General features: G+C 67.0%; 21 protein-coding genes and 1 pseudogene. 15 read left to right on the top strand and 7 right to left on the bottom strand.

The window, feature by feature from the left end:
* Position 1 precedes the first annotated feature (1 nt).
* The gene (locus WNM05_RS16160) at positions 2 to 1,402 is read right to left on the bottom strand and encodes an FAD-dependent oxidoreductase (RefSeq protein WP_434628741.1); all 1,401 of its coding nucleotides are present in this window, start codon (positions 1,400 to 1,402) and stop codon (positions 2 to 4) included.
* A complete protein-coding gene (locus WNM05_RS16155) occupies positions 1,399 to 1,710 on the bottom strand; it encodes a (2Fe-2S)-binding protein (RefSeq protein ID WP_434628739.1) in 312 nt (103 codons plus the stop codon). Before WNM05_RS16155 ends, WNM05_RS16160 begins: the two co-directional genes overlap by 4 nt.
* Before the next feature lie 515 nt (positions 1,711 to 2,225).
* On the opposite strand from WNM05_RS16155, the gene WNM05_RS16150 reads away from it, so the two are divergent.
* From WNM05_RS16150 to WNM05_RS16100, 11 genes are all read left to right on the top strand, one after another.
* On the top strand, positions 2,226 to 2,741 hold the full coding sequence (locus tag WNM05_RS16150) for a hypothetical protein (protein WP_434628737.1): 516 nt from the start codon (positions 2,226 to 2,228) through the stop codon (positions 2,739 to 2,741).
* Positions 2,742 to 2,780: 39 nt separating this feature from the next.
* Complete coding sequence (locus WNM05_RS16145; RefSeq protein WP_434628735.1) at positions 2,781 to 3,284, top strand: hypothetical protein; 504 nt, start codon at positions 2,781 to 2,783, stop codon at positions 3,282 to 3,284.
* Positions 3,285 to 3,366: 82 nt separating this feature from the next.
* On the top strand, positions 3,367 to 4,365 hold the full coding sequence (locus WNM05_RS16140) for an asparaginase (RefSeq protein ID WP_434628733.1): 999 nt from the start codon (positions 3,367 to 3,369) through the stop codon (positions 4,363 to 4,365).
* Between the two features lie 721 nt (positions 4,366 to 5,086).
* Positions 5,087 to 5,638 carry an AAA family ATPase gene (locus WNM05_RS16135; protein WP_434628731.1) on the top strand — a complete coding sequence of 184 codons (552 nt, stop codon included), beginning with the start codon at positions 5,087 to 5,089 and terminating at the stop codon, positions 5,636 to 5,638.
* Positions 5,639 to 5,845: 207 nt separating this feature from the next.
* On the top strand, positions 5,846 to 6,061 hold the full coding sequence (locus tag WNM05_RS16130) for an RNA-binding S4 domain-containing protein (RefSeq protein ID WP_434628729.1): 216 nt from the start codon (positions 5,846 to 5,848) through the stop codon (positions 6,059 to 6,061).
* A gap of 1 nt (position 6,062) precedes the next feature.
* Positions 6,063 to 6,257: an oxidoreductase-like domain-containing protein gene (locus WNM05_RS16125; RefSeq protein ID WP_434628727.1), complete on the top strand. Its 195-nt coding sequence runs from the start codon at positions 6,063 to 6,065 to the stop codon at positions 6,255 to 6,257.
* Positions 6,244 to 7,092, top strand: a complete 849-nt coding sequence (locus WNM05_RS16120; protein WP_434628725.1) for a 3',5'-nucleoside bisphosphate phosphatase — start codon at positions 6,244 to 6,246, stop codon at positions 7,090 to 7,092. Before WNM05_RS16125 ends, WNM05_RS16120 begins: the two co-directional genes overlap by 14 nt.
* A gap of 19 nt (positions 7,093 to 7,111) precedes the next feature.
* Complete coding sequence (locus WNM05_RS16115) at positions 7,112 to 7,735, top strand: L-threonylcarbamoyladenylate synthase (RefSeq protein WP_434628723.1); 624 nt, start codon at positions 7,112 to 7,114, stop codon at positions 7,733 to 7,735.
* A 29-nt stretch (positions 7,736 to 7,764) separates the two neighbouring features.
* Positions 7,765 to 8,409, top strand: coding sequence for a site-2 protease family protein (locus WNM05_RS16110; protein ID WP_434628721.1), 645 nt, complete (start codon positions 7,765 to 7,767; stop codon positions 8,407 to 8,409).
* Positions 8,410 to 8,440: 31 nt separating this feature from the next.
* A complete protein-coding gene (locus WNM05_RS16105; protein WP_434628720.1) occupies positions 8,441 to 9,079 on the top strand; it encodes a site-2 protease family protein in 639 nt (212 codons plus the stop codon).
* Between the two features lie 76 nt (positions 9,080 to 9,155).
* A complete protein-coding gene (locus WNM05_RS16100; protein ID WP_434628718.1) occupies positions 9,156 to 10,352 on the top strand; it encodes a tryptophan--tRNA ligase in 1,197 nt (398 codons plus the stop codon).
* Between the two features lie 68 nt (positions 10,353 to 10,420).
* On the opposite strand, the gene WNM05_RS16095 is transcribed toward WNM05_RS16100, so the two are convergent.
* The 5 genes and pseudogenes from WNM05_RS16095 to flgA form a co-directional block, all read right to left on the bottom strand.
* Positions 10,421 to 10,969, bottom strand: coding sequence for a methyl-accepting chemotaxis protein (locus WNM05_RS16095; protein WP_434635159.1), 549 nt, complete (start codon positions 10,967 to 10,969; stop codon positions 10,421 to 10,423).
* Positions 10,970 to 10,975: 6 nt separating this feature from the next.
* A pseudogene (locus WNM05_RS16090) lies at positions 10,976 to 11,746 on the bottom strand (PAS domain-containing protein); the annotation flags it as partial.
* A gap of 195 nt (positions 11,747 to 11,941) precedes the next feature.
* Positions 11,942 to 14,530: a TonB-dependent receptor plug domain-containing protein gene (locus WNM05_RS16085; RefSeq protein WP_434628717.1), complete on the bottom strand. Its 2,589-nt coding sequence runs from the start codon at positions 14,528 to 14,530 to the stop codon at positions 11,942 to 11,944.
* 368 nt (positions 14,531 to 14,898) lie between these two features.
* A complete protein-coding gene (locus WNM05_RS16080; RefSeq protein WP_434628715.1) occupies positions 14,899 to 15,156 on the bottom strand; it encodes a hypothetical protein in 258 nt (85 codons plus the stop codon).
* Positions 15,157 to 15,228: 72 nt separating this feature from the next.
* Positions 15,229 to 15,927, bottom strand: a complete 699-nt coding sequence (gene flgA / locus WNM05_RS16075; protein WP_434628714.1) for a flagellar basal body P-ring formation chaperone FlgA — start codon at positions 15,925 to 15,927, stop codon at positions 15,229 to 15,231.
* Between the two features lie 130 nt (positions 15,928 to 16,057).
* On the opposite strand from flgA, the gene flgB reads away from it, so the two are divergent.
* The 4 genes from flgB to WNM05_RS16055 are packed head-to-tail and all read left to right on the top strand — an operon-like array spanning position 16,058 to position 18,699.
* Positions 16,058 to 16,411 carry a flagellar basal body rod protein FlgB gene (gene flgB, locus WNM05_RS16070; RefSeq protein WP_434628712.1) on the top strand — a complete coding sequence of 118 codons (354 nt, stop codon included), beginning with the start codon at positions 16,058 to 16,060 and terminating at the stop codon, positions 16,409 to 16,411.
* Between the two features lie 3 nt (positions 16,412 to 16,414).
* Positions 16,415 to 16,819 carry a flagellar basal body rod protein FlgC gene (flgC, locus tag WNM05_RS16065; RefSeq protein WP_434628711.1) on the top strand — a complete coding sequence of 135 codons (405 nt, stop codon included), beginning with the start codon at positions 16,415 to 16,417 and terminating at the stop codon, positions 16,817 to 16,819.
* On the top strand, positions 16,816 to 17,496 hold the full coding sequence (locus WNM05_RS16060) for a flagellar hook capping FlgD N-terminal domain-containing protein (RefSeq protein WP_434628709.1): 681 nt from the start codon (positions 16,816 to 16,818) through the stop codon (positions 17,494 to 17,496). The genes flgC and WNM05_RS16060 overlap by 4 nt, the downstream gene beginning before the upstream one ends.
* Before the next feature lie 21 nt (positions 17,497 to 17,517).
* Entirely contained in the window at positions 17,518 to 18,699 is a 1,182-nt protein-coding gene (locus tag WNM05_RS16055) for a flagellar hook protein FlgE (RefSeq protein ID WP_434628708.1), read from the top strand.
* Positions 18,700 to 18,702: the final 3 nt, after the last annotated feature.

Below are 18,702 nucleotides of genomic sequence, written 5' to 3'. Positions count from 1 at the left end.
GTCAAATCTCTTCAGTCTGTTGGGTGCCGGCGAAAGCCGAGAACGGCAGCGGGTCGAGCGGGAAGCGCGGGCGTATCCAGCCTACGTCGCGCTTGCCGGTGTGTTCGCGCAGGCGGTCGCTGCAATAGCCGACGCACATCTTGCCCTGGCAGTCGCCCATGCTGACGCGGGTGCGCATCTTCAGGCTGATCAGGTCGTTGACGCCCTGTTCCAGCGCGGTGTCGATGTCCCGGCGCGTGGCGTGCTCGCAGCGGCAGATCACGGTGTCGCTGGTCGGCAGCGCCAGCTGGCCATGGCCGCGTCGGGTGAAGCTGTCTATGCCCTTGCGGAAGCGTAGGACGGCGGCCAGCTCGTCCAGGCAGGCCCGGCGTCGGCTCAGCGCCTGCGCCTCGTCCAGCCTGCCCAGCTGCAGCAGCATCGACAGCGCGGCGATGCGGCCGGTGATCATCGCGGCGTCGCCGCCGCGCAGGCCGCCGATGTCGCCGGCCAGATGGACGTTGTCGCGGCTGCTGCGCTGCCAGTCGTCGTTGACCGGCTTCAGGTAGCCGTCGTCGGCGTAGCGGTGCTCCAGACCCATCTGCTGGGTCAGCTGGGTGCGGGGGATGAAGCCGTAGCCGACGGCCAGCGTCCGCGCCGGCAGGCGGCGGCTGCGCGTCAGGTCGGCGTTCCATTCGGCGTCGTACGGGGCGACGGTCACTTCGCCGAGCTCGGCGTCGCCGTGGGCCTCGACCACGCCCCAGCCGTAGTGCAGCGGGACGCCGTGGCGCTTCAGGTAGGCCACCATGCTCAGGCCGTCCAGGAACAGCTGCGGCTGGTTCAGCAGCGCGATCGCCTCCTTGGCCAGCCGGCCGAAGGCGCTGGCCTCGTAGACGCCTGCCACTTCGACGCCGGCGCGGTGCAACTGGCAGGCGACCAGCGGCAGCAGCGGACCGGTGCCCACCAGCACGGTGCGGCCCAGCGGCTTGACCACGCCGCTCTTGATCTGCAACTGCAGGCCGCCCAGCATGATCACGCCGGGCAGGGTCCAGCCGGGGAAGGGCACGCTGCGCTCGTGGCAGCCGGCCGCCAGCAGCAGATGGGAATAGGGCACGGCTTCGACCTGCTCGTCCGGCGTCAGCGCGAACAGCTCGCTGTCGCTGCCGCCGACGATGCGGGTGTCCAGCCGGACGTCGATATGGCCGCGGAATTGTTCGAACTCGCGGTGCAGGGCCTGCATGTTCTCGCGATAGCGCTCGCCTAGATAGTCCAGCACCACGCCTTCGCGCAGCGGGCCGCGGTAGACCACGCCGCCGACGCGGGAGGCTTCGTCCAGCAGCGTGCAAGCGACGCCGTGGCGGGCCAGTTCCATCGCGGCCGACATGCCGGCCGGGCCGCCGCCGACGATCACCGGTTTGGCGCTCATCTCAGGCCCTCCGAGTTCAGACGGTTATGGGCCGTTTCCACTTTCATTCCGGGGCTGACCACGGTCTGGCAGGCGCGGCGCTTGTGCCGGCCGTTTATCTTGACCAGGCAGCAATGGCAGACGCCCATTCCGCAATAGGAGCCGGCGACCTGCTGATTGTCGTTGCGGCTGAGCTGACGCAGGCCGACTGCGCTGAGCACGCTGAGCACGGTCTCGCCGCTGGCGGCGGCGACCGGCTGGTCATTGATGTGGATGGTCATCGTCTGGCCTTGCAGGGCCTGGATGTCGTGACTGCGGTGTAAGGTCATGGCGCACCTTCTTGCTTGTTGATGAAAGGCCGACGGCGTCGGCCCGTGTGGGGCCGCGCGTCGCCGTTTCCGCCCCGGAGGTGTCGGCGCTGCGGGTCGGCATTGTCGATGACAAAGTACTTTTTTGTTCGTGTTTGACCAATATTTATCATTTCCATCGGGTCGTTTGCTTAACAAAAGTCAATTTCTGAATGTTGGCGTGGGAAAAGAGGACAGTCAGTCGAACTGTCTGTCACTTTTTTGCCGACTGTGCACATGGCCGATCGGCGCGGCGCGCTTAATGGAAATTCATCAAAACGACTCATTTGGAAAATCTTAATTAAAGCGGATATGGCTTGATGCCGCGGCCGCTACAAACGCTTACACGCGGAAACCTAATCGCTGCTGAACATCCGGTGGCGGGGTGCGACTATTCGAAACAGGCCGGACACGCAGTCCGGCGCAAATGACAGACTGTTGGCATATGTCCGCGTCCAATGCCGGAGCGGGCCGGACCGATCGCCGAGGAGAGCAATGTGGAAATCATGAAGAAGCGGGCCGTTCTGTGGATGCTGCCGCTGGCGGCGGCCGGCCTCGGCGGCTGCGTGGTGGCGCCGCCGCGCGCCCAGCCGGTCTACGCGACGACGGTGAGGCTGGAAATGCCGCGCGAATGGCGCCCGGCCGAGCATCCCTACTATCTGCACGCTATGAGCGACCTGCGCCAGGCGCGCGCCTATCTCGCGCGGCCCGATTATCCGCAGATCGCCGACGACGAGCGCCGCGCGGTGGCCGAGATCGACGCCGCGCTGGGCGAGATGCAGCGGGCCGCGATCGAGGACGGCAAGCAGCCATGGCGCTACGAGCAGCCCGACGCGCGGCTGAGTCCGACCGACCGCTTCCACCGCGCGCTGGAGCTGCTGGACGCCGCCCGCCGCGACGCCGGCCACCAGGAGGACGATCCGTGGGTGCGCGATCTGCAGCACCGCATCCTGCATCATGTCGACGCCGCCCACCGCGCGGTGCAACAGGCCATCAGCGACGCCCTGCGCTGAGCGCCGGGCCGATTTCTATCGTATAGGAAGGAGACAATCATGAAACTATCCGGCATTCTGATGATGTTGACGTTGGCCGCCGCCGGCAACGCGGCGCTGAGCAGCCAGGTGATGGCAGACGACTGGCGCGACGGCGATGCGTGGACCTGGCAGCAGCATCAATGGCATCCCGAGCAGCACCCGTACTATCTGCACGCGATGACCGATCTGCGCGCCGCGCGCGATCTGCTGGCCCGCCCGGACTATCCGCAGGTGATGGACGACGAGCGCCTCGCGGTGGACGAGATCAACAAGGCGCTGCGCAAGATGCGCGACGCCGCCATCGACGACGGCAAGGACGTCTACGAGCGGACGCGGCCCGACGCGCGCTGGCGCCCGGAAGACCGTTTCCACCAGGCGCGGGAGTTGCTGGACAAGGCCCGGCAGGACGCCACCCATCGCGAGGACGATCCCTATCTGCGCTCCTTGCAGCGCGACATCGTCCATCATATCGACGAGGCGCGCCGCGCCATCGATATGGCGGTATCCGACGCCCTGCGCTGATTCCGTTCATGCCACCGGCGTGTGACGCCGGCCGGGGCTTGCGCTACCATCGGGCGTTGAAACACGCCCGATGGAGTATGCAATGAGCCGAATTCTGGTGCTCTACACCGGTGGTACCATAGGCATGGACCACACCCCCGAAGGCCTGGCCCCGGTGCCGGGCCTGCTGCCGCGGCTGTTGCCGCGCCTCGCCCGCCCGGGCCTGGAATTCGATGTCGTCGAGTTCGAACAGCTGATCGACTCCGCCTCCCTCGAGCCCCGCCAATGGAACCAGATCATAGACGCGCTGGATTCCCGCTATCACGACTACGACGGTTTCGTCGTCATCCACGGTACCGACACCATGGCCTATAGCGCCGGCGTGCTGGCCTTCGCCCTGCGCGGCCTGGCCAAGCCGGTGGTGCTGACCGGTGCCCAGCTGCCGCTGGTGCATCCGCGCTCGGACGGCTGGAGCAATCTGGCCGACGCTTTCGAGGCGGCCTGCCAGCCGGATCTGCACGAGGTCGTCGTCGCCTTCGACCGGCTGCTGCTGCGGGGCAGCCGCGTCCGCAAGCTGGACGTCGAGCGCTTCGCAGGCTTCGGCTGTCCGAACGCCGAGCCGCTGGCCGAATTCGCCATCCACGCCCATTGGCGGCGCGACGGCTGGCTGCCGGCCGACGGCGGGCCGTGGCGGCCGCAGCGGATAGACGAGGGCCTGAAGCTCGCCGTCCTGATGCTGACGCCGGGCCACGGCAGCGCGCTCGCCGGGCGGGCCTTGCGCGACGGCGGGCTGGACGGCGCCGCCGTGCTCAGCTACGGCAGCGGCAACGCGCCGGCCGATCCGGAGTTGTTGGACGGCATCGCGGCGATGACGGCGCGCGGCTGTCCGGTGCTGACGCTGACCCAGTCGGTGAAGGGCGCGGTCGAGGTCGGCGCCTACGCCGCCAGCCAGCCGCTGGCCAAGGCGGGGGCGCTGCCGGGCGCCGACATGACGCCGGAGGCGGCGCTGGCCAAATTGCAGGTGCTGCTGTCGGCCGGCGTCGGTGGCGCGGCGTTGCGCGAACAGCTGGTCCGACCGTTGCGCGGCGAGATGACGGCATAGGCGTAGGCGATTCCGCGCCGGGGCTGCCCATTTTTTGGGCAGCCCTTTTTCATGCCGAGGATTCAAGCACTTGCCGCCATTGTCCACAACGCTTCCACATGGCTTTGCACCGCTGGTGTGGGCAAGCGCGAAAGGTCCCGGGGCCGCCGTCGGCGCCTTTTTTGCCTAAAAAATAGTCAGATGCTCCGGCATTACGGAAAATCAGCCACTTGCGCCGCTTGTCCACATGAAGCGCACAGGATTGTGTACCGGCGCCGGGGATGAAGGCCGCCGGAGCGCCGCCGTTTTTGCCTAAAAAATGAGCAGCCCGGCTTTTGTCTTCCTTATCATGGTCTTGCGCCGTTTATCCACAATGCGCCCACATGGCTCTGCACCGGCGGTGGGGAAAAAGTTCCGGCTTGCCTAAAAAATAATCTCCTGGCGGAAACGTGCGCGCCATCAAGGGTTTGCCCGGTTTTTCCACAGCCAGCTCACAGGCCTGTCCCCGTCTTGTGTTGGCCAATTCGAAACCGGCGGCAAGCCGGACCGGCGGCGGCCGGGCAGGCGCGTGGAATTTCGATGGCCGGGACGCCTTGTGGCGGAAGAGGCCGGTCGGTGCGCCATGCGGCGCGGTTGCCGGCGAAATCACGGAAAATCCGGGAAAGCGCGGCCCGTAGCGGTATAATGGTCCGCTTGGCCTGAGAGGCCGGCGCGTCGCCGGCGGGGCCGGGAAGACGGAACGATGACGCAACAGCAGGCCGACGGGCCTATCCGGGTGGCGATAGTCGGCCCGGAGTCCAGCGGCAAGAGCACGCTGGCCGAGGAGTGGGCGCGGCGGCTTCGCGCCGGCGGCAGGCGCGCGGTGTCGGTGCCCGAGTATGCGCGGGCCTATTACGCCGACCGGCCCTATCTTTCCACGATGGCCGACATCGAGGCGATCGCCGCCGGCCAGCTGGCCGCCGAGCGACGGGCGGAGGAGGGCGCCGAGATCCTGCTGTGCGACACCACGGTGCTGACCTGCAAGATCTGGGCCGAGGTGGCGCACCAGAAGGCGTCGGACGCGCTGCTGGCGCTGTACCGGCCGCGCGACTACGCGCTGACGGTGCTGGCCCGCCCGGACATCCCGTGGGAGCCGGACCCGTTGCGCAGCCACCCCGAGCAGCGCGACTGGCTGCTTGAGCTGTACCGGCGGGAGCTGGACCGCTGCGGGATCGAAGCGGTCGAGGTGGCAGGATCGCGCGAGGCGCGGCTGGCGCGCGCGCAGCAGGCACTTTTGCCGCTATTGGCTGACTAAAAAATAATCATCCGGAAAATGGCCTGCAAAAACATGGCCTTGCCGATCTTGTCCACAGCGGCTCCACAATATTGTCCGCCGGCGGCGTGGATAGCCGGGCGAAGCTGCCCAAAAAATGGGCGACGACGAAAACATCAGACAGATTAAGGGCTTGGCGGTCTTGTCCACAGACCGCTCACAAGCCTGTCCAGAACGAGTGTGCAAAACATGAAACAGACTTTCCGCCTGTCCGGCGAATACATCGCCTTGTGCGATCTGCTCAAGGCCTGCAACGTCTGCCATTCCGGCGGCGCCGCCAAGTATTTCATCGCCGAGGGCAATGTGGCGGTGGACGGCCGGCAGGAACTGCGCAAGACCTGCAAGATCCGCGCTGGCCAGCAGGTCAGCGGCGACGGCTTCCTGATCGCGGTCGAGGCCGAGTGAGATGGACGATCCCGCCGACATCATGCCGGAGCCGCCGTTCGAGGTGAGCGACGACATGTGCTGCGGCAGCGGCTGCGAACCGTGCATACTGGATTTGTACCAGCAGGAGCTGCGCGCCTATCGCGAGCGGCTCGCCGCCTGGGAGCGGCGCCAGGCCGAACGGCCGGCAAGGAGAGGTGACGATGGCCGGCATTGATCTGCATTTCCATTCCCGCACCTCGGACGGCGCGCTGACGCCGACCGAGGTCGTCGACCGCGCCGCGGCGCGCTCGCCGACGCTGCTGGCGCTGACCGACCACGACTGCACCGGCGGGCTGGCCGAGGCCGCCGCCGCCGCCTCACGGCACGGCATAGGTTTTCTGAACGGCGTCGAGGTGTCGGTCACCTGGGGGCGGCACACGGTGCACATCGTCGGCCTCGGCATCGATCCGGACGAGCCGCGGCTGGCCGCCGGCCTGAAGCGGATACGCGACGGCCGTGTCGAGCGCGCCCGGCGTATGGGCGCGGCGCTGGCCAACGCCGGCATACAGGGCGCCTTCGACGGGGCGATGGCCTGGTGCGACAACCCGGAGATGGTGGGGCGCACCCACTTCGCCCGCCACCTGGTGGCCAGCGGCGCGGTCAAGGACTTGCGCACGGTGTTCCGCAAATACCTGACGCCGGGCAAGCCCGGCTATGTCGCGCACGACTGGGCCAGCCTGGAGGACGCGGTGGGCTGGATAGTCGGCGCCGGCGGCATGGCGGCGATCGCCCATCCGGGCCGCTACGACATGGGCAAGACGCTGATAGAGCGGCTGATCCTGGACTTCAAGGCGGCCGGCGGCCAGGGCATAGAGGTGGCTTGCGGCAGCCACAGTCTCGACGATATGCACAAGTTCGCGCTGCACGCCGAGCGCCACCAGCTGTTCTCCAGCTGCGGCAGCGATTTCCACGCGCCGGGCGAGGGCGGCCGGGACGTCGGCCACACCGAGGACCTGCCGCCGATCTGCCGGCCTATCTGGCGCGAGCTGGACGCGCGCATCCTGCGCTGAGCGCACAAGGACAAGACTTATGGCGCAATACTTCGTGATCCACCCCGACAATCCGCAGGCCCGCCTGATACGCGAGGCGGTGAGGATATTGCGCGACGGCGGGGTGATCGTCTATCCGACCGACTCCTGCTACGCGCTGGGCTGCATGCTGGGCGACAAGGACGCGCTGGAGCGTCTGCTTGCCATCCGCGGGCTGGACCTGAAGCAGCGGATGATGACGCTGGTGTGCCACGATCTGTCCGAGCTGGCCAATTACGCCCGCGTCGACAACCGCCAGTTCCGGTTGCTGAAGAGCGCGACGCCGGGCAGCTATACCTTCATCCTGCAGGCCAGCCGCGAGGTGCCGCGCCGCACGCTGCATCCCAAGCGCGCCACCATAGGGCTGCGCGTGCCGGAGCACAAGGTGGCCCAGGCCTTGCTGGAAGAGCTGGGCGAACCCATATTGTCCTGTACGCTGATGCTGCCGGGCGACGCCGAGCCGCTGTCGGACCCGCAGGACATCCGCGAACGGCTGGAGCACGCGGTGGAGGCGGTGCTGGACGGAGGCTGGTGCGGCGTCGAGCCGACCACCGTCATAGACATGACCGACGGCGTCGAGCTGGTGCGGGCGGGCAAAGGCCCGCTGGCGCCGTTCGGCCTGTGATTCAATTCGACATTCTTACCTAGGAAATCATGCAGCAACTCTCCCTGATCCAGCAGCTGGCGGTCTCGATACTGCCGATACTGTTCGCCATCACCATTCCCGCCGGGGCGCAGGCCTTCATGGCCGACCGGCTCGGGGACCGCACCGCCTACATGACCGGCCGCCGCACCTTCAGCCCGCTGGCCCACATCGACCCGATAGGCTCCATCGTGCTGCCGCTGATAGGCGTGGCGATGGGCGGCTTCATCATAGGCTGGCCGAAGTCGCTGCAGCTGAATCCCGGCGCGATGCGCAATCCGCGCACCGCGCTGGCCAAGGTGGCGGTGGTGACGCCGCTGGCCAATCTGGCGATGGCCTTGCTGTGGGCCGGCGTGGTGGTGGCGTCCGGCCATCTGTCGGACTACTTCGGCGAGCCGCTGCAACTGATGGCGCTGATCGGCATCAAGGTCAACGTCGCGCTGATGATCTTCACGCTGATCCCGCTGCCGCCGCTGCCGGGCGGCGTCATCGTGCAGGCGCTGCTACCGGCGCGCGCCGCCTGGCAGTTTTCCAAGGTGGAGCGCTACAGTTTCTGGATCCTGCTGCTGCTGATGTTCAGCGGCATACTCGGCAAGTTGCTGCTGCCGCTGGTGCAGGCCATCGTGGTGTTGATCGTCGGCGCGGTGCTGGCCTAGCGGCCCGGCCGCCTGATCGAAGGAGGGAGCGGTGGATTTCGACGTTCTGGTGCGACAAGTCGCCATCTACGCCTTGCCGGTGCTGCTGGCGATCACCTTGCACGAGGCGGCCCACGCCTACGCCGCGCGCCGTTTCGGCGACGATACCGCCTATCTGCTGGGACGGATGACCTTGAATCCGATCCGGCACATCGACCCTGTCGGCACCGTGCTGCTGCCGTTGATGACCTTATGGGCCGGCGGCTTCATCTTCGGCTGGGCCAAGCCGGTGCCGGTCAACTTCGGCGCGCTGCGCAAGCCGCGCGAGCATAGCCGCTGGGTGGCGGCGGCCGGGCCGGCCGCCAATTTCGCGATGCTGCTGGGCTGGACGCTGTTGCTGAAGCTGGCGCTGTCCGGCGCCCGCGCCTACGGCGAGCCGCTGCGGCTGATGAGCCAGGCCGGCATCGCCATCAATCTGTCGCTGATGCTGCTGAACCTGCTGCCGATACTGCCGCTGGACGGCGGCCGCATCGTGCAGAGCCTGCTGCCGCCGGGCCTGGCCTGGCGCTATGGCCGGACCGAGCGCTACGGCATGTGGATTCTGCTGCTGCTGATCGCCACCGGCTTGCTGGGCAAGATCCTGCAGCCGTTTTACGTATTGATGTATCATCTGCTGCGACTGTTTTTCTAGAAACCTGAGCGGGCGTGGCCGCCGGATGGTGCCGGCGGCTTTTCCTTTCCCGCGTCCCTATCGAGAGCACAACAATATGTCCGCCAACCGCATCCTCTCCGGCATGCGCCCGACCGGCAGCCTGCACCTGGGCCACTATCACGGGGTGATCAAGAACTGGGTGGAGCTGCAGCACAGTCACGAATGCTTCTTCATGGTGGCCGACTGGCATGCGCTGACCACCAACTTCGACGACGTGTCCATCATCGGCAAGTCGATCAACGAGATGGTGATAGATTGGCTGGCCTCCGGCGTCAATCCGGAAAAATCCACCGTGTTCGTGCAGTCCAAGGTGCCGCAGCACGCCGAGCTGCACCTGGCTTTGTCGATGGTGACGCCGCTCGGCTGGCTGGAGCGGGTGCCGACCTACAAGGACCAGATGGAGAAGCTCAGCCACAAGGACCTGACCACCTACGGCTTCCTCGGCTACCCCTTGCTGCAGGCGGCCGACATCCTGGTGTACAAGGCCGGGCTGGTGCCGGTCGGCGAGGACCAGGTGCCGCATATCGAGCTGACCCGCGAAGTGGCGCGCCGCTTCAACCACATGTTCGGCCGCGAGCCGAACTTCGAGGAACTGGCGAAAGCTGCGGTGAAGAAGATAGGCAAGGCCGGCAAGGATTTCGACCGGCTGCGCACCGCCTATCTGCAGGACGGCGACGCCGAGTCCCTGCTGAAGGCGCGCGAGATCCTGGCCGCCAGCCAGAACCTGGGCGCGGCCGACCGCGAGCGGCTGTACGGCTGGCTGGAGAACAAGGGCAAGATCATTCTGCCGGAGTGCGAGGCCAAGCTGACCGCCGCGTCCAAGATGCCGGGCCTGGACGGCCAGAAGATGTCGAAGTCCTACGGCAACACCATCACGATGCGCGAGGCGCCGGAGACGGTCAGCAAGAAGATACGCGGCATGCCGACCGATCCGGCCCGCGTGCGCCGCACCGATCCGGGCACGCCGGCGAAGTGCCCGGTGTGGCAGCTGCACGAGGTCTACAGCGACGGCGAGACCAAGGAATGGGTCAAGGCCGGCTGTACCACCGCCGGCATCGGCTGTCTGGACTGCAAGCAGCCGGTGATAGACGCGGTGGTGCGCGAGCAGCAGCCGATGTTCGAGCGCGCCGAGAAATACCTGAGCAATCCTAAGCTGGTCACCGAAATCCTCGCCGACGGCAACGCCCGCGCCGAGAAGGTGGCGCGCGAGACGATGGGCGATGTGCGCGCCGCGCTGGGGCTGGGCTATTGAGGCCGTCCGGCAGGCGGACAGAATGAAAAAGCGGGCCATGCGGCCCGCTTTTTTCATGGCTGAACGCCTCAGCTCTGCTGCAGCAGCTCCGATACTTCGCGCACCACCTGCACGACGTCGCGGGCGCCGCTGCGGATTTCCTGTATCGCGCCGCGGGCCTGGTCGGCCAGCTGCAGGCTGTTGCCGGCCAGTTCCTGCATCTGCCGCATCGCGTCTATCGCCGAGCGCGAGTCGTCCTGTATGCTCTTGACGATGCCGGAGATCTCGCCGGTGGATTGGCTGGTGCGCTCGGCCAGCTTGCGCACCTCGTCGGCCACCACCGCGAAGCCGCGGCCCATCTCGCCGGCGCGAGCCGCCTCGATCGCCGCGTTCAGCGCCAACAGATTGGTCTGGTCGGCGATGTCGCTGATGGTGCTGACGATGCTGCCGATCTGGGTCGAGCTGTCGCCGAGCTTGGACAGGATGCCCGACGAGGTCTCGACGCTGCCGGCGACGCGGTTGATCTCGGTGGTCGCCTGCTCCAGCACGCTGCTGCCCTGTATCGACAGCTGCTCGGTGTTTTCCGACGCGTGCACCGCCGATTGCGCGTTGTCGGCCTGTTGCCTCAGCCGCTGCATCTGCTCGCTGATGTCGCTGGCGAACTTCACCACCCGGACCGGCCTGCCGTTCGGGTCCAGCACCGGATTGTAGGTGGCCTGCAGCCAGATCGCCTCGCCGTCGTGGTTGACGCGGCGGAACTGTCCCTCGAGGAAGCGGCCCTGTCTCAGCTGTTGCCACAGCTGGCCGTATTCCGGGCCCTGGGCATAGCTGGCCTCGCACAGCATCCGATGGTGCTTGCCGATGACGGCGGCCCGCTGGTAGCCGAACACTTTCAGGAAATTGTCGTTGGCGTCCAGGATGTTGCCGTCCAGGTCGAACTCGATCCGGGCCATCGAATGGTCTATCGCCTGTCGCAGCGCCTTGCTGTCCTGCTCGGCCTGGATCTGGGCGGTGATGTCGGTGGCGACCTTGATCACGCCGGTCACTTTGCCGCTGCCGTCGACGATGGGCGAATAGCTGGCTTCCAGCCAGATTTCGCTGCCGTCCTTGCGCAGTCGCAGAAAATGGCCGGACTGGTATTCGCCGCGGGCGAGCTTCTGCCAGAACTCCCGATAGGCGGCGCTGTTGGTATGGCTGGGCTGACAGAAGATGCTGTGATGACGGCCTACGATCTCGTCGGCGCGATATCCCATTGCGTTCAAGAAGTTTTCATTGGCCTGGATGACTTCGCCATTGGCGGAAAATTCGATAACGGCCATCGAGCGATCGATGGCGGCCAGGCGATTGTTGGCCCGCTCCAGATCGCGCTGGGCGGCTTCGAGCTGGCGGGTGAGGGTGCGATTGAAAAAGGCCATGCCTGCAATTCCTTACAAATCAAAACTAGGGCGAGTCGTGTGCTTCAGCCGTCCGCGAGGAACGATCTTATGGGTACTGTCCAGTGAAGGTTAATACAGAATAGGTAGATTTACTGATCTTTGATACCGGATGGCAAAAAAAAAACGGCGCCCAAGGAAATGGACGCCGTTCATGCGAGGGGAAAGCCTGGGCGCTCAGTCCAGCTTGTATTGCACGCCCAGCGAGACGGCGCGGCCGCCCGGGTCGTACTGGCTGGCGTCGTAGTAGATGCCGGCGTGCGAGTCCCACGGCGGACGACGGTTGCCGAGGTTCTGCACCGCCGCCGTCAAGGTGACGCGCTTGATGCCGCGGTAGCTGGCGCTGAGATTGACGGTGTCGGAGCCGTCGACGCGGCTCTGGTCGCCGGCGCCGCTGCTGAAGGCCTGGGTGTAGCCGTCGGTGTGGAACCAGGTGGCGGTCGCCGACCAGTCGCCGGCGTCCCAGCTGGCCGAGGTCTGGCCCTTCCAGCGCGGCAGCGCGCCCAGCAGATTGCTGCCGGCGCCTTCGGCCGGCGGGCCGTCCTTCTGCAGCGGCTGGCGGAAGGACAGCAGCCGGCTCCACTGCGCGGCCAGCGTCAGCCGGCCGGCGGGCAGTTTCCAGCTGCGGCGCAGATCCAGGTCGAAGCCCGAGGTCTCGCGGCGGCCCAGATTGATGAATTGCTGGGTGATGGTCAGCAGCCGGCCCTGGGCGTCGCGGACCACGGCGCCGGGGTAGGCGGCCGGATTGCGCACGATGCTGTCCACGTCTTCCAGGCCGATCACGTCGTCCTGGCGGATGCGATAGTAGTCGATGGAGACGCTGCTGTCGGCGCTGGGCGCGAACACCAGGCCCAGATTGGCGTTGGTCGAGTGCTCGGGCTTGATCGCCGGATTGGCCACCACCAGGTGGGTGAAGCCCAGCGACTGGCCCGGCGTCACCGGATCGTACGGGTCCTGCACCGAGCCGTAGCTGACCGCGGTGCTGCTGGTGATCTCGGGCAGAGACGGCGCGCGGAAACCGCGCGACAGCGTGCCGCGCAGCGTCAGGCTCTGCAGCGGCTGGTAGCGCAGGCCCAGCTTGGGCGAGAAGGCGCTGCCGAAATCGCTGTAATGGTCGGCGCGCGCGGCGGCGTTCAGGCTCAGCGTCGACGTCAGCGGCGCGTTCAGCTCGGCGTAGGCGGCCTGCACATTGCGGGCGCCGTCTATCAGGTCCAGCGCCGGCCGCAGCTCGGTGCCGCTGGCCACCTCGGGCGAGGTGCCGGCGTTCATCATCTCGCGCCGCAGCTGGTAGCCGGCGGCGAAGCCCAGCGGGCCGGCCGGCAGCTGAGCCAGCTCGGTGCTGGCGGTGGCGTCCAGGCTGGCGGTGCGGTACCAGGCCGGGCGCAGCGTGTCGATGCGCAGCGCGGCCAGCGCGGCGGCGCTGTTCTGCGACGGATCGGCGACATTGTAGCCGCCGCTGGCCAGCAGGTTCTGGTAGGCGTAGCGGTTGACGAAGTTGTACGCGTATTCGCGCAGCCGGGTGTCGGAATACAGGCCGGACACGTCCCAGTCCCACTTGTCGCCGCTGCCCTTGACGCCGGCCAGCAGGCGGCGGAACGAGGAGCTGTCGGTCTTGTCGCGCTCGCCGACGTCGAACAGCGTGGCGGTGACCGGCGTCGGCGTCGGGTAGGGATTGCCCGGGTTGCCGACCGGCAGCACATTGCTGATCGGCGTCAGCGACTGGTTGGCGGCGTTCCAGGCGCGCAGCGAGCCGGACACCGACAGCGGCGGGCCGAAGATCTGGCTGCTGTGGCTGGCGCCGTACAGGAATTCGGCGTAGGCCTCGGCGCCGGCGTTCAGCCGGTAGCTGCCGTGCAGCGCCGCGTGGTAGCGCTCGATGCCGGGCATCAGCGTCGTGTACCGCGCCGGATTGTAGGCCCAGACGCGGCCGCTCTTGGCCGGGTTCAGCGTCGAGTAGTCGGTGTCGACCAGCGGTCCGGCAGCGTTCGGGAAGCGGTCGGTCGGCTTGCCGTTGTAGTAGTTGGTCGGCGTGCGCACCAGCGTGCCGCCGGGCTGGCCGCGGAAATCGTTGTCGCGCAGCCAGTCCACGTCGCTCTGGATCAGGCGGTCGCGCTTTTGCGCGTCGAAGGAGAACCAGACGTTGTAGCCGTCCTTGTCCAGGTCGCCTTTGCCGGCCAGCAGGTTGACGCGGCGCTCGTCCTGGCCGGTGCTGGTGTCGCGGCCGACGTCGGCGCCGAGCTCCAGGCCCTGGTAGGACGGGTAGAGGATGATGTTGACGACGCCGGCGATGGCGTCGGAGCCGTAGATGGCCGAGGCGCCGTCCTTCAGGATCTCGATGCGCTTGACCGCCTTCAGCGGCAGTGAGTTCAGGTCGACGAAGGTTTCCTGCAATTCCTGGGCGGTGGCGTAGTTGGCGACGCGCTTGCCGTTGACCAGCACCAGGGTGTTGCGCTGGCCCAGGCCGCGCAGCGAGACGCCGGCGGTGCCGGCCGAGAAGCTGCCGGTGTACTGCTCGTTGAAGCTGTTGCCGCTGTTGACGGCCAGCGAGCGCAGCACGTCCGGCAGGCTGGTCTTGCCGCTGCGTTCGATGTCGGCGGCGCTGATCACCTGCACCGGATTGGCCTTGGCCTTGGAGCTGGCGCGCAGATTGGAGCCGGTGACGGTGACGCGCTCCAGCGTGGAGTCGGCGGAAGGCGCGTCGGCGGCCAGGGCGGAAAAAGGCAAAGCGGCGCCCAGCCCGGCCAGCAGCAGGGTGTGTTTCATCATGGAAAAGCTTTCTATTGGTTTATGGAATGCGGGTGCGCCCGTCGGGCGGACCGTGCGGTCAGCCGGACGGGCGGCGACAGCGGAGGAGGAGGGAAGCGGTGAGCATCGTTTCTGGATACAAAATACATAATTCGGTGTGAAGAATGTATCGATGCGAAACGGATATGTGAAATGAAAGTTTCCGCTTAGCTAATTCCAGCGGCGGGATATTGCGCGGCGGTATGAATACTCTTGCTGGATTTGCAAGTAGGAACCACATATTCGATGCGCCCAGGTCCCTTCTAGCCTGCCTGCCGGGCAGCCCCGGCGATCAAAATCATCATCCGCGTAGCGGATTCAAACCATGAAGCTTGGAACCCGTCCCAGGGCTAGTGCTCCGGCCGCAGCTCCTCCATCTGCTGGCGCTGGGTCTCGCGGCAGCGCTTCAGCGCCTGCGGATTCTGCGCCGCCTGCACGCAGCCCTGGGCGGTCTGCAGTATCTGGATGTGCTGCGCCAGCAACTGCAGCTGCCTGACCTTGATCTCGTTGAAGCGGGCCGGCTCGCGGCCGTGCGGCGCCGAGGCGGCGGGCGCCGCCTGTGCCAACGCCGGCAGCAGCGCCAGCGCGGCGATCAGCGTCTTCCTCATCGCGTTCTCCTTCGGGCGGAATGCCTGCTGGAGGTATACACCATCGCCTCGGGCGGGGAGATGGGCGTTCGATCAGTCCTGCGGGTCGATCGCGCCGTCGGCGCCGACGCGGCCGCGTATCGTCTTGCCGCTGGCCAGGTTGCGCACCCGTATCGTTTCTCCCTGTCGGCCGTCGGCCAGCGCCTCGCCGGCGGTGCTGACCTCGATGCCGTCCTGGCGGGCGACGATGCGCACCTCGGCGCCTCGCTTGACCAGCGCCGGCGCCTGCAACTGGCGGCGGCGCAGCGGCTGGCCGGCGGCGATAGCGGTGCGGGGCGCCAGGCCCAGCGGCGGCGAGGCCTGGCCGAACAGATCGGCCGCTTCGGCCACCGGCCGCGACTCCCAGCCTATGTCCTCTTGCCGCAGCACTTCGCCGGCGCGCAGATTGCGCGCGGCCACCGCCGCCTGCGCCGTCACGGCGGCGCGGACGATGAAGCTGCCGCGCCAGCCGTCGGCGGGGCAGGAAACGTCGAAGCGCATCCGGCTGAAGGCCCGGCTGTCGACGGCGTCGGCCCGCCACGGCGCGGCGCAGGCCGGCAGGCCGCGCGGCGGCAGCAACTGCAGCTTGATGTCGGCCCGGGCCAGGCCGGCCTCGTCCAGCCGCTGCCGTATCAGCTGCTCGGCGGCGCGGCTGACCGCCGAGTCGGCCGTCTGGGCGGGGGCGGCGCAGGCGCCGGCGGCCAGCAGGGCCGCCAGGGTCGCGGCCGGCGGGAGAATCGTGAATTTTGCCATTGGGGATCGCGTGGTAATTGTTGCCTATACGGTGTCGGGTGCGCTTATTAGTATCGCTTTTCAATAAATGGGCTATTCCCAACAAATAGCTCGTGCATGGTAGTGAACTGATAGGGTCAAGGCAATGGGCATGCATCTGGACAAGGCCCTGAGCATCCATCCCGAGGCATTGAAGCTGCGGGCGGAGCGAACCCGGGTGCTGGCGTCCAATATCGCCAACGAGAACACCCCGGGTTATCAGGCGCGTGACATCGATTTCAAGGCGGCGCTGGCATCGGCGACCGCCGATTCGCCGTTGGCGTTCGACGACGGCGGCGGCGATCTGCAATACCGCCTGCCCAACCACCCGTCGCGGGACGGCAATACCGTCGAGCTGGGCGTCGAGCAGGCCGAGTTTTCCCAGAACGTTTCCGAATTCCAGACCAGCCTCACCTTCATCAATATGAAGCTGCACGGGCTGGCCAAAGTCATTGCGGGGCAATAAGCGATGTCATTCCGCGATATCTCTCGCATCGCCGGATCGGCGATGAACGCGCAGACGGTGCGCCTGAACACCGTGGCCAGCAATCTGGCCAATGCCGACACCGCGGCCGGCGCCGATCAGGCCGCCTACCGCGGCCGCAAGCCGGTATTCCGCGCCCAGATCCAGGGCGAGGGCATGGGTGTCCAGGTGCTGGACGTGGTGCAGAACCAGGAGCCGGTGCGCAAGGCGCACGAGCCGGGCAATCCGCTGGCCGACGCCGACGGCAACGTCTACTACAGCAACGTCAACGCGGTGGAGGAGATGACCGACATGCTGTCGGCCAGCCGCGCCTTCCAGACCAACGTCGAAGTGATGGCGCGGGTCAAGACCATGCAGCAGGACCTGCTGAAACTCGGAGACAACGCATGAGCGTGGACCAGGCGCAGTCGCGCCAGCTTTCCTCCGGCGGCCAGCCGTCGGGCTCGTCGGCCGTGGCGCCGGCGGCCGGCGGCAGCGGCAACGATATGTTCATGACGCTGTTGCTGGCGCAGATACGCAACCAGAGCCCGCTCGACCCGGCCGATCCGTCGCAGTTCGTCAGCCAGCTGGCGCAGATGAGCCAGGTGCAGAGCGCCCAGGACATGGTCAAGCAGCTGCAAAGCCAGGGCGCGATGATGCGCGAGCTGCAGGGCGTGGCGCTCGGCGCCCAGGTCGGCAAGCCGGTGCTGGTGCAGACCGACCGCATCCGCAGCGACGGCCAGGCGGCGCTGTCCGGCCGCGTGACGCTGTCCGGCGCCGAAGACGCCGCGACGCTGATCGTGACCGACGCCGCCGGCAAGCGCACCCGCATCGATCTGGGCAAGCGCGCCGCCGGCGCCAGCGATTTCAACATCAAGCTGGCCGACTATGGCCTGAACGCCGGCGACTACCAGCTCGAGCTGGCCACCGCCTCCGGCAAGAGCGGCCTGCTGGAGATGAAGGCCGAGGTCAACGGCGTGCGCCTGCCGGTCAACGGCGGCGAGCCGGTGCTGACGCTGGCCGGCATCGGCGATTTTCCCGCTTCTTCCGTGTCCGCGCTGCTGGCCAAGTCCGCCGCCACCGCATAAGCCCCCGTATCGGAGATTCCCATGAGTTTCGAAATTGCGCTGTCCGGCATCAATGCCGTCAACAATCAGTTGGGCAGCATCAGCGACAACATCGCCAACTCCGCCACCTACGGCTTCAAGTCGGGCCGGGTGACTTTCGCCTCCGCCTACGCCGGCAGCCAGGCGATGGGCGTCAACGCCAACGGCAACAGCCAGAACATCGGTCGCAACGGCGGCCTGGTCAACACCGGCCGGGCGCTGGACGCCGCCATCGACGGCCGCGGCTTCTTCGTGTCCAAGAGCGTCGCCGGCGCGATGACCTACAGCCGCGTCGGCATCTTCAACACCGACAAGGACGGCTATCTGGTCGACGGCTACGGCGGCCGCATCCAGGGCTACGCCAAGGCCGACACCGGCGCGCTGGGCGCGCTGGGCGACATCCAGATTCCGACCGGCAACATCCCGGCCAAGCCCAGCGACTCGCTGCAGTACACCGGCAATATGTCGGCCGGCTGGGCGGTGCAGACGATACCGTTCGACAAGAACAACACCCAGAGCTTCAACCACTCCAATGTGTCGACGGTGTTCGACTCGCTGGGCAACAAGCACAATCTGACGCAGTACTTCTGCAAGAGCGCCGACAGCACCGTCACCGCGCACTATGCGCTGGACGGCCAGATGCTGCCCGCCACCACCGATCTGAAGTTCGACACCAACGGCAAGCTGACCGCGCCGACGACGACGGTCGCGCTGGATCTGGGCACGCCGGCCGGCGCCTCGCCGCTGAAGCTGGCGCTGGACTACAGCGGCACCACCCAGTTCGCCGGCGAACCCAGCACCAGCCGCAACGCCAGCAACGGCTACGCGCCGGGCGCGCGCACCGGCGTCAGCCTGGGCGAGAACGGCGAGGTCGTCGTCAGCTACAGCAACGACCAGAAGCAGGTGATCGCCCAGCTGGCCATCGCCAACTTCGCCAACGAGAGCGCGCTGAGCGCCGCCTCGCAGACCAGCTGGCAGGAGTCGACCGGTTCCGGCGCGGCGCTGCTGTCGGTGGCCGGCAGCAATATGGCCGGCAAGCTGGCCACCAGCTCGCTGGAGCAGTCCAATGTCGACGTCACCTCCGAACTGGTGACGCTGATGACCGCGCAACGCAATTACCAGGCCAACACCAAGGTGATCTCGACCGAGAACCAGGTGATGCAGGCGCTGATGCAGGCGGTGTAAGGC

It is taken from the genome of Chromobacterium sp. CV08 (assembly GCF_051129845.1).
Taxonomy (GTDB): domain Bacteria; phylum Pseudomonadota; class Gammaproteobacteria; order Burkholderiales; family Chromobacteriaceae; genus Chromobacterium.
Note: the sequence above shows the minus strand (reverse complement) of the source record. Positions and strands in the feature narration are given on the sequence as shown.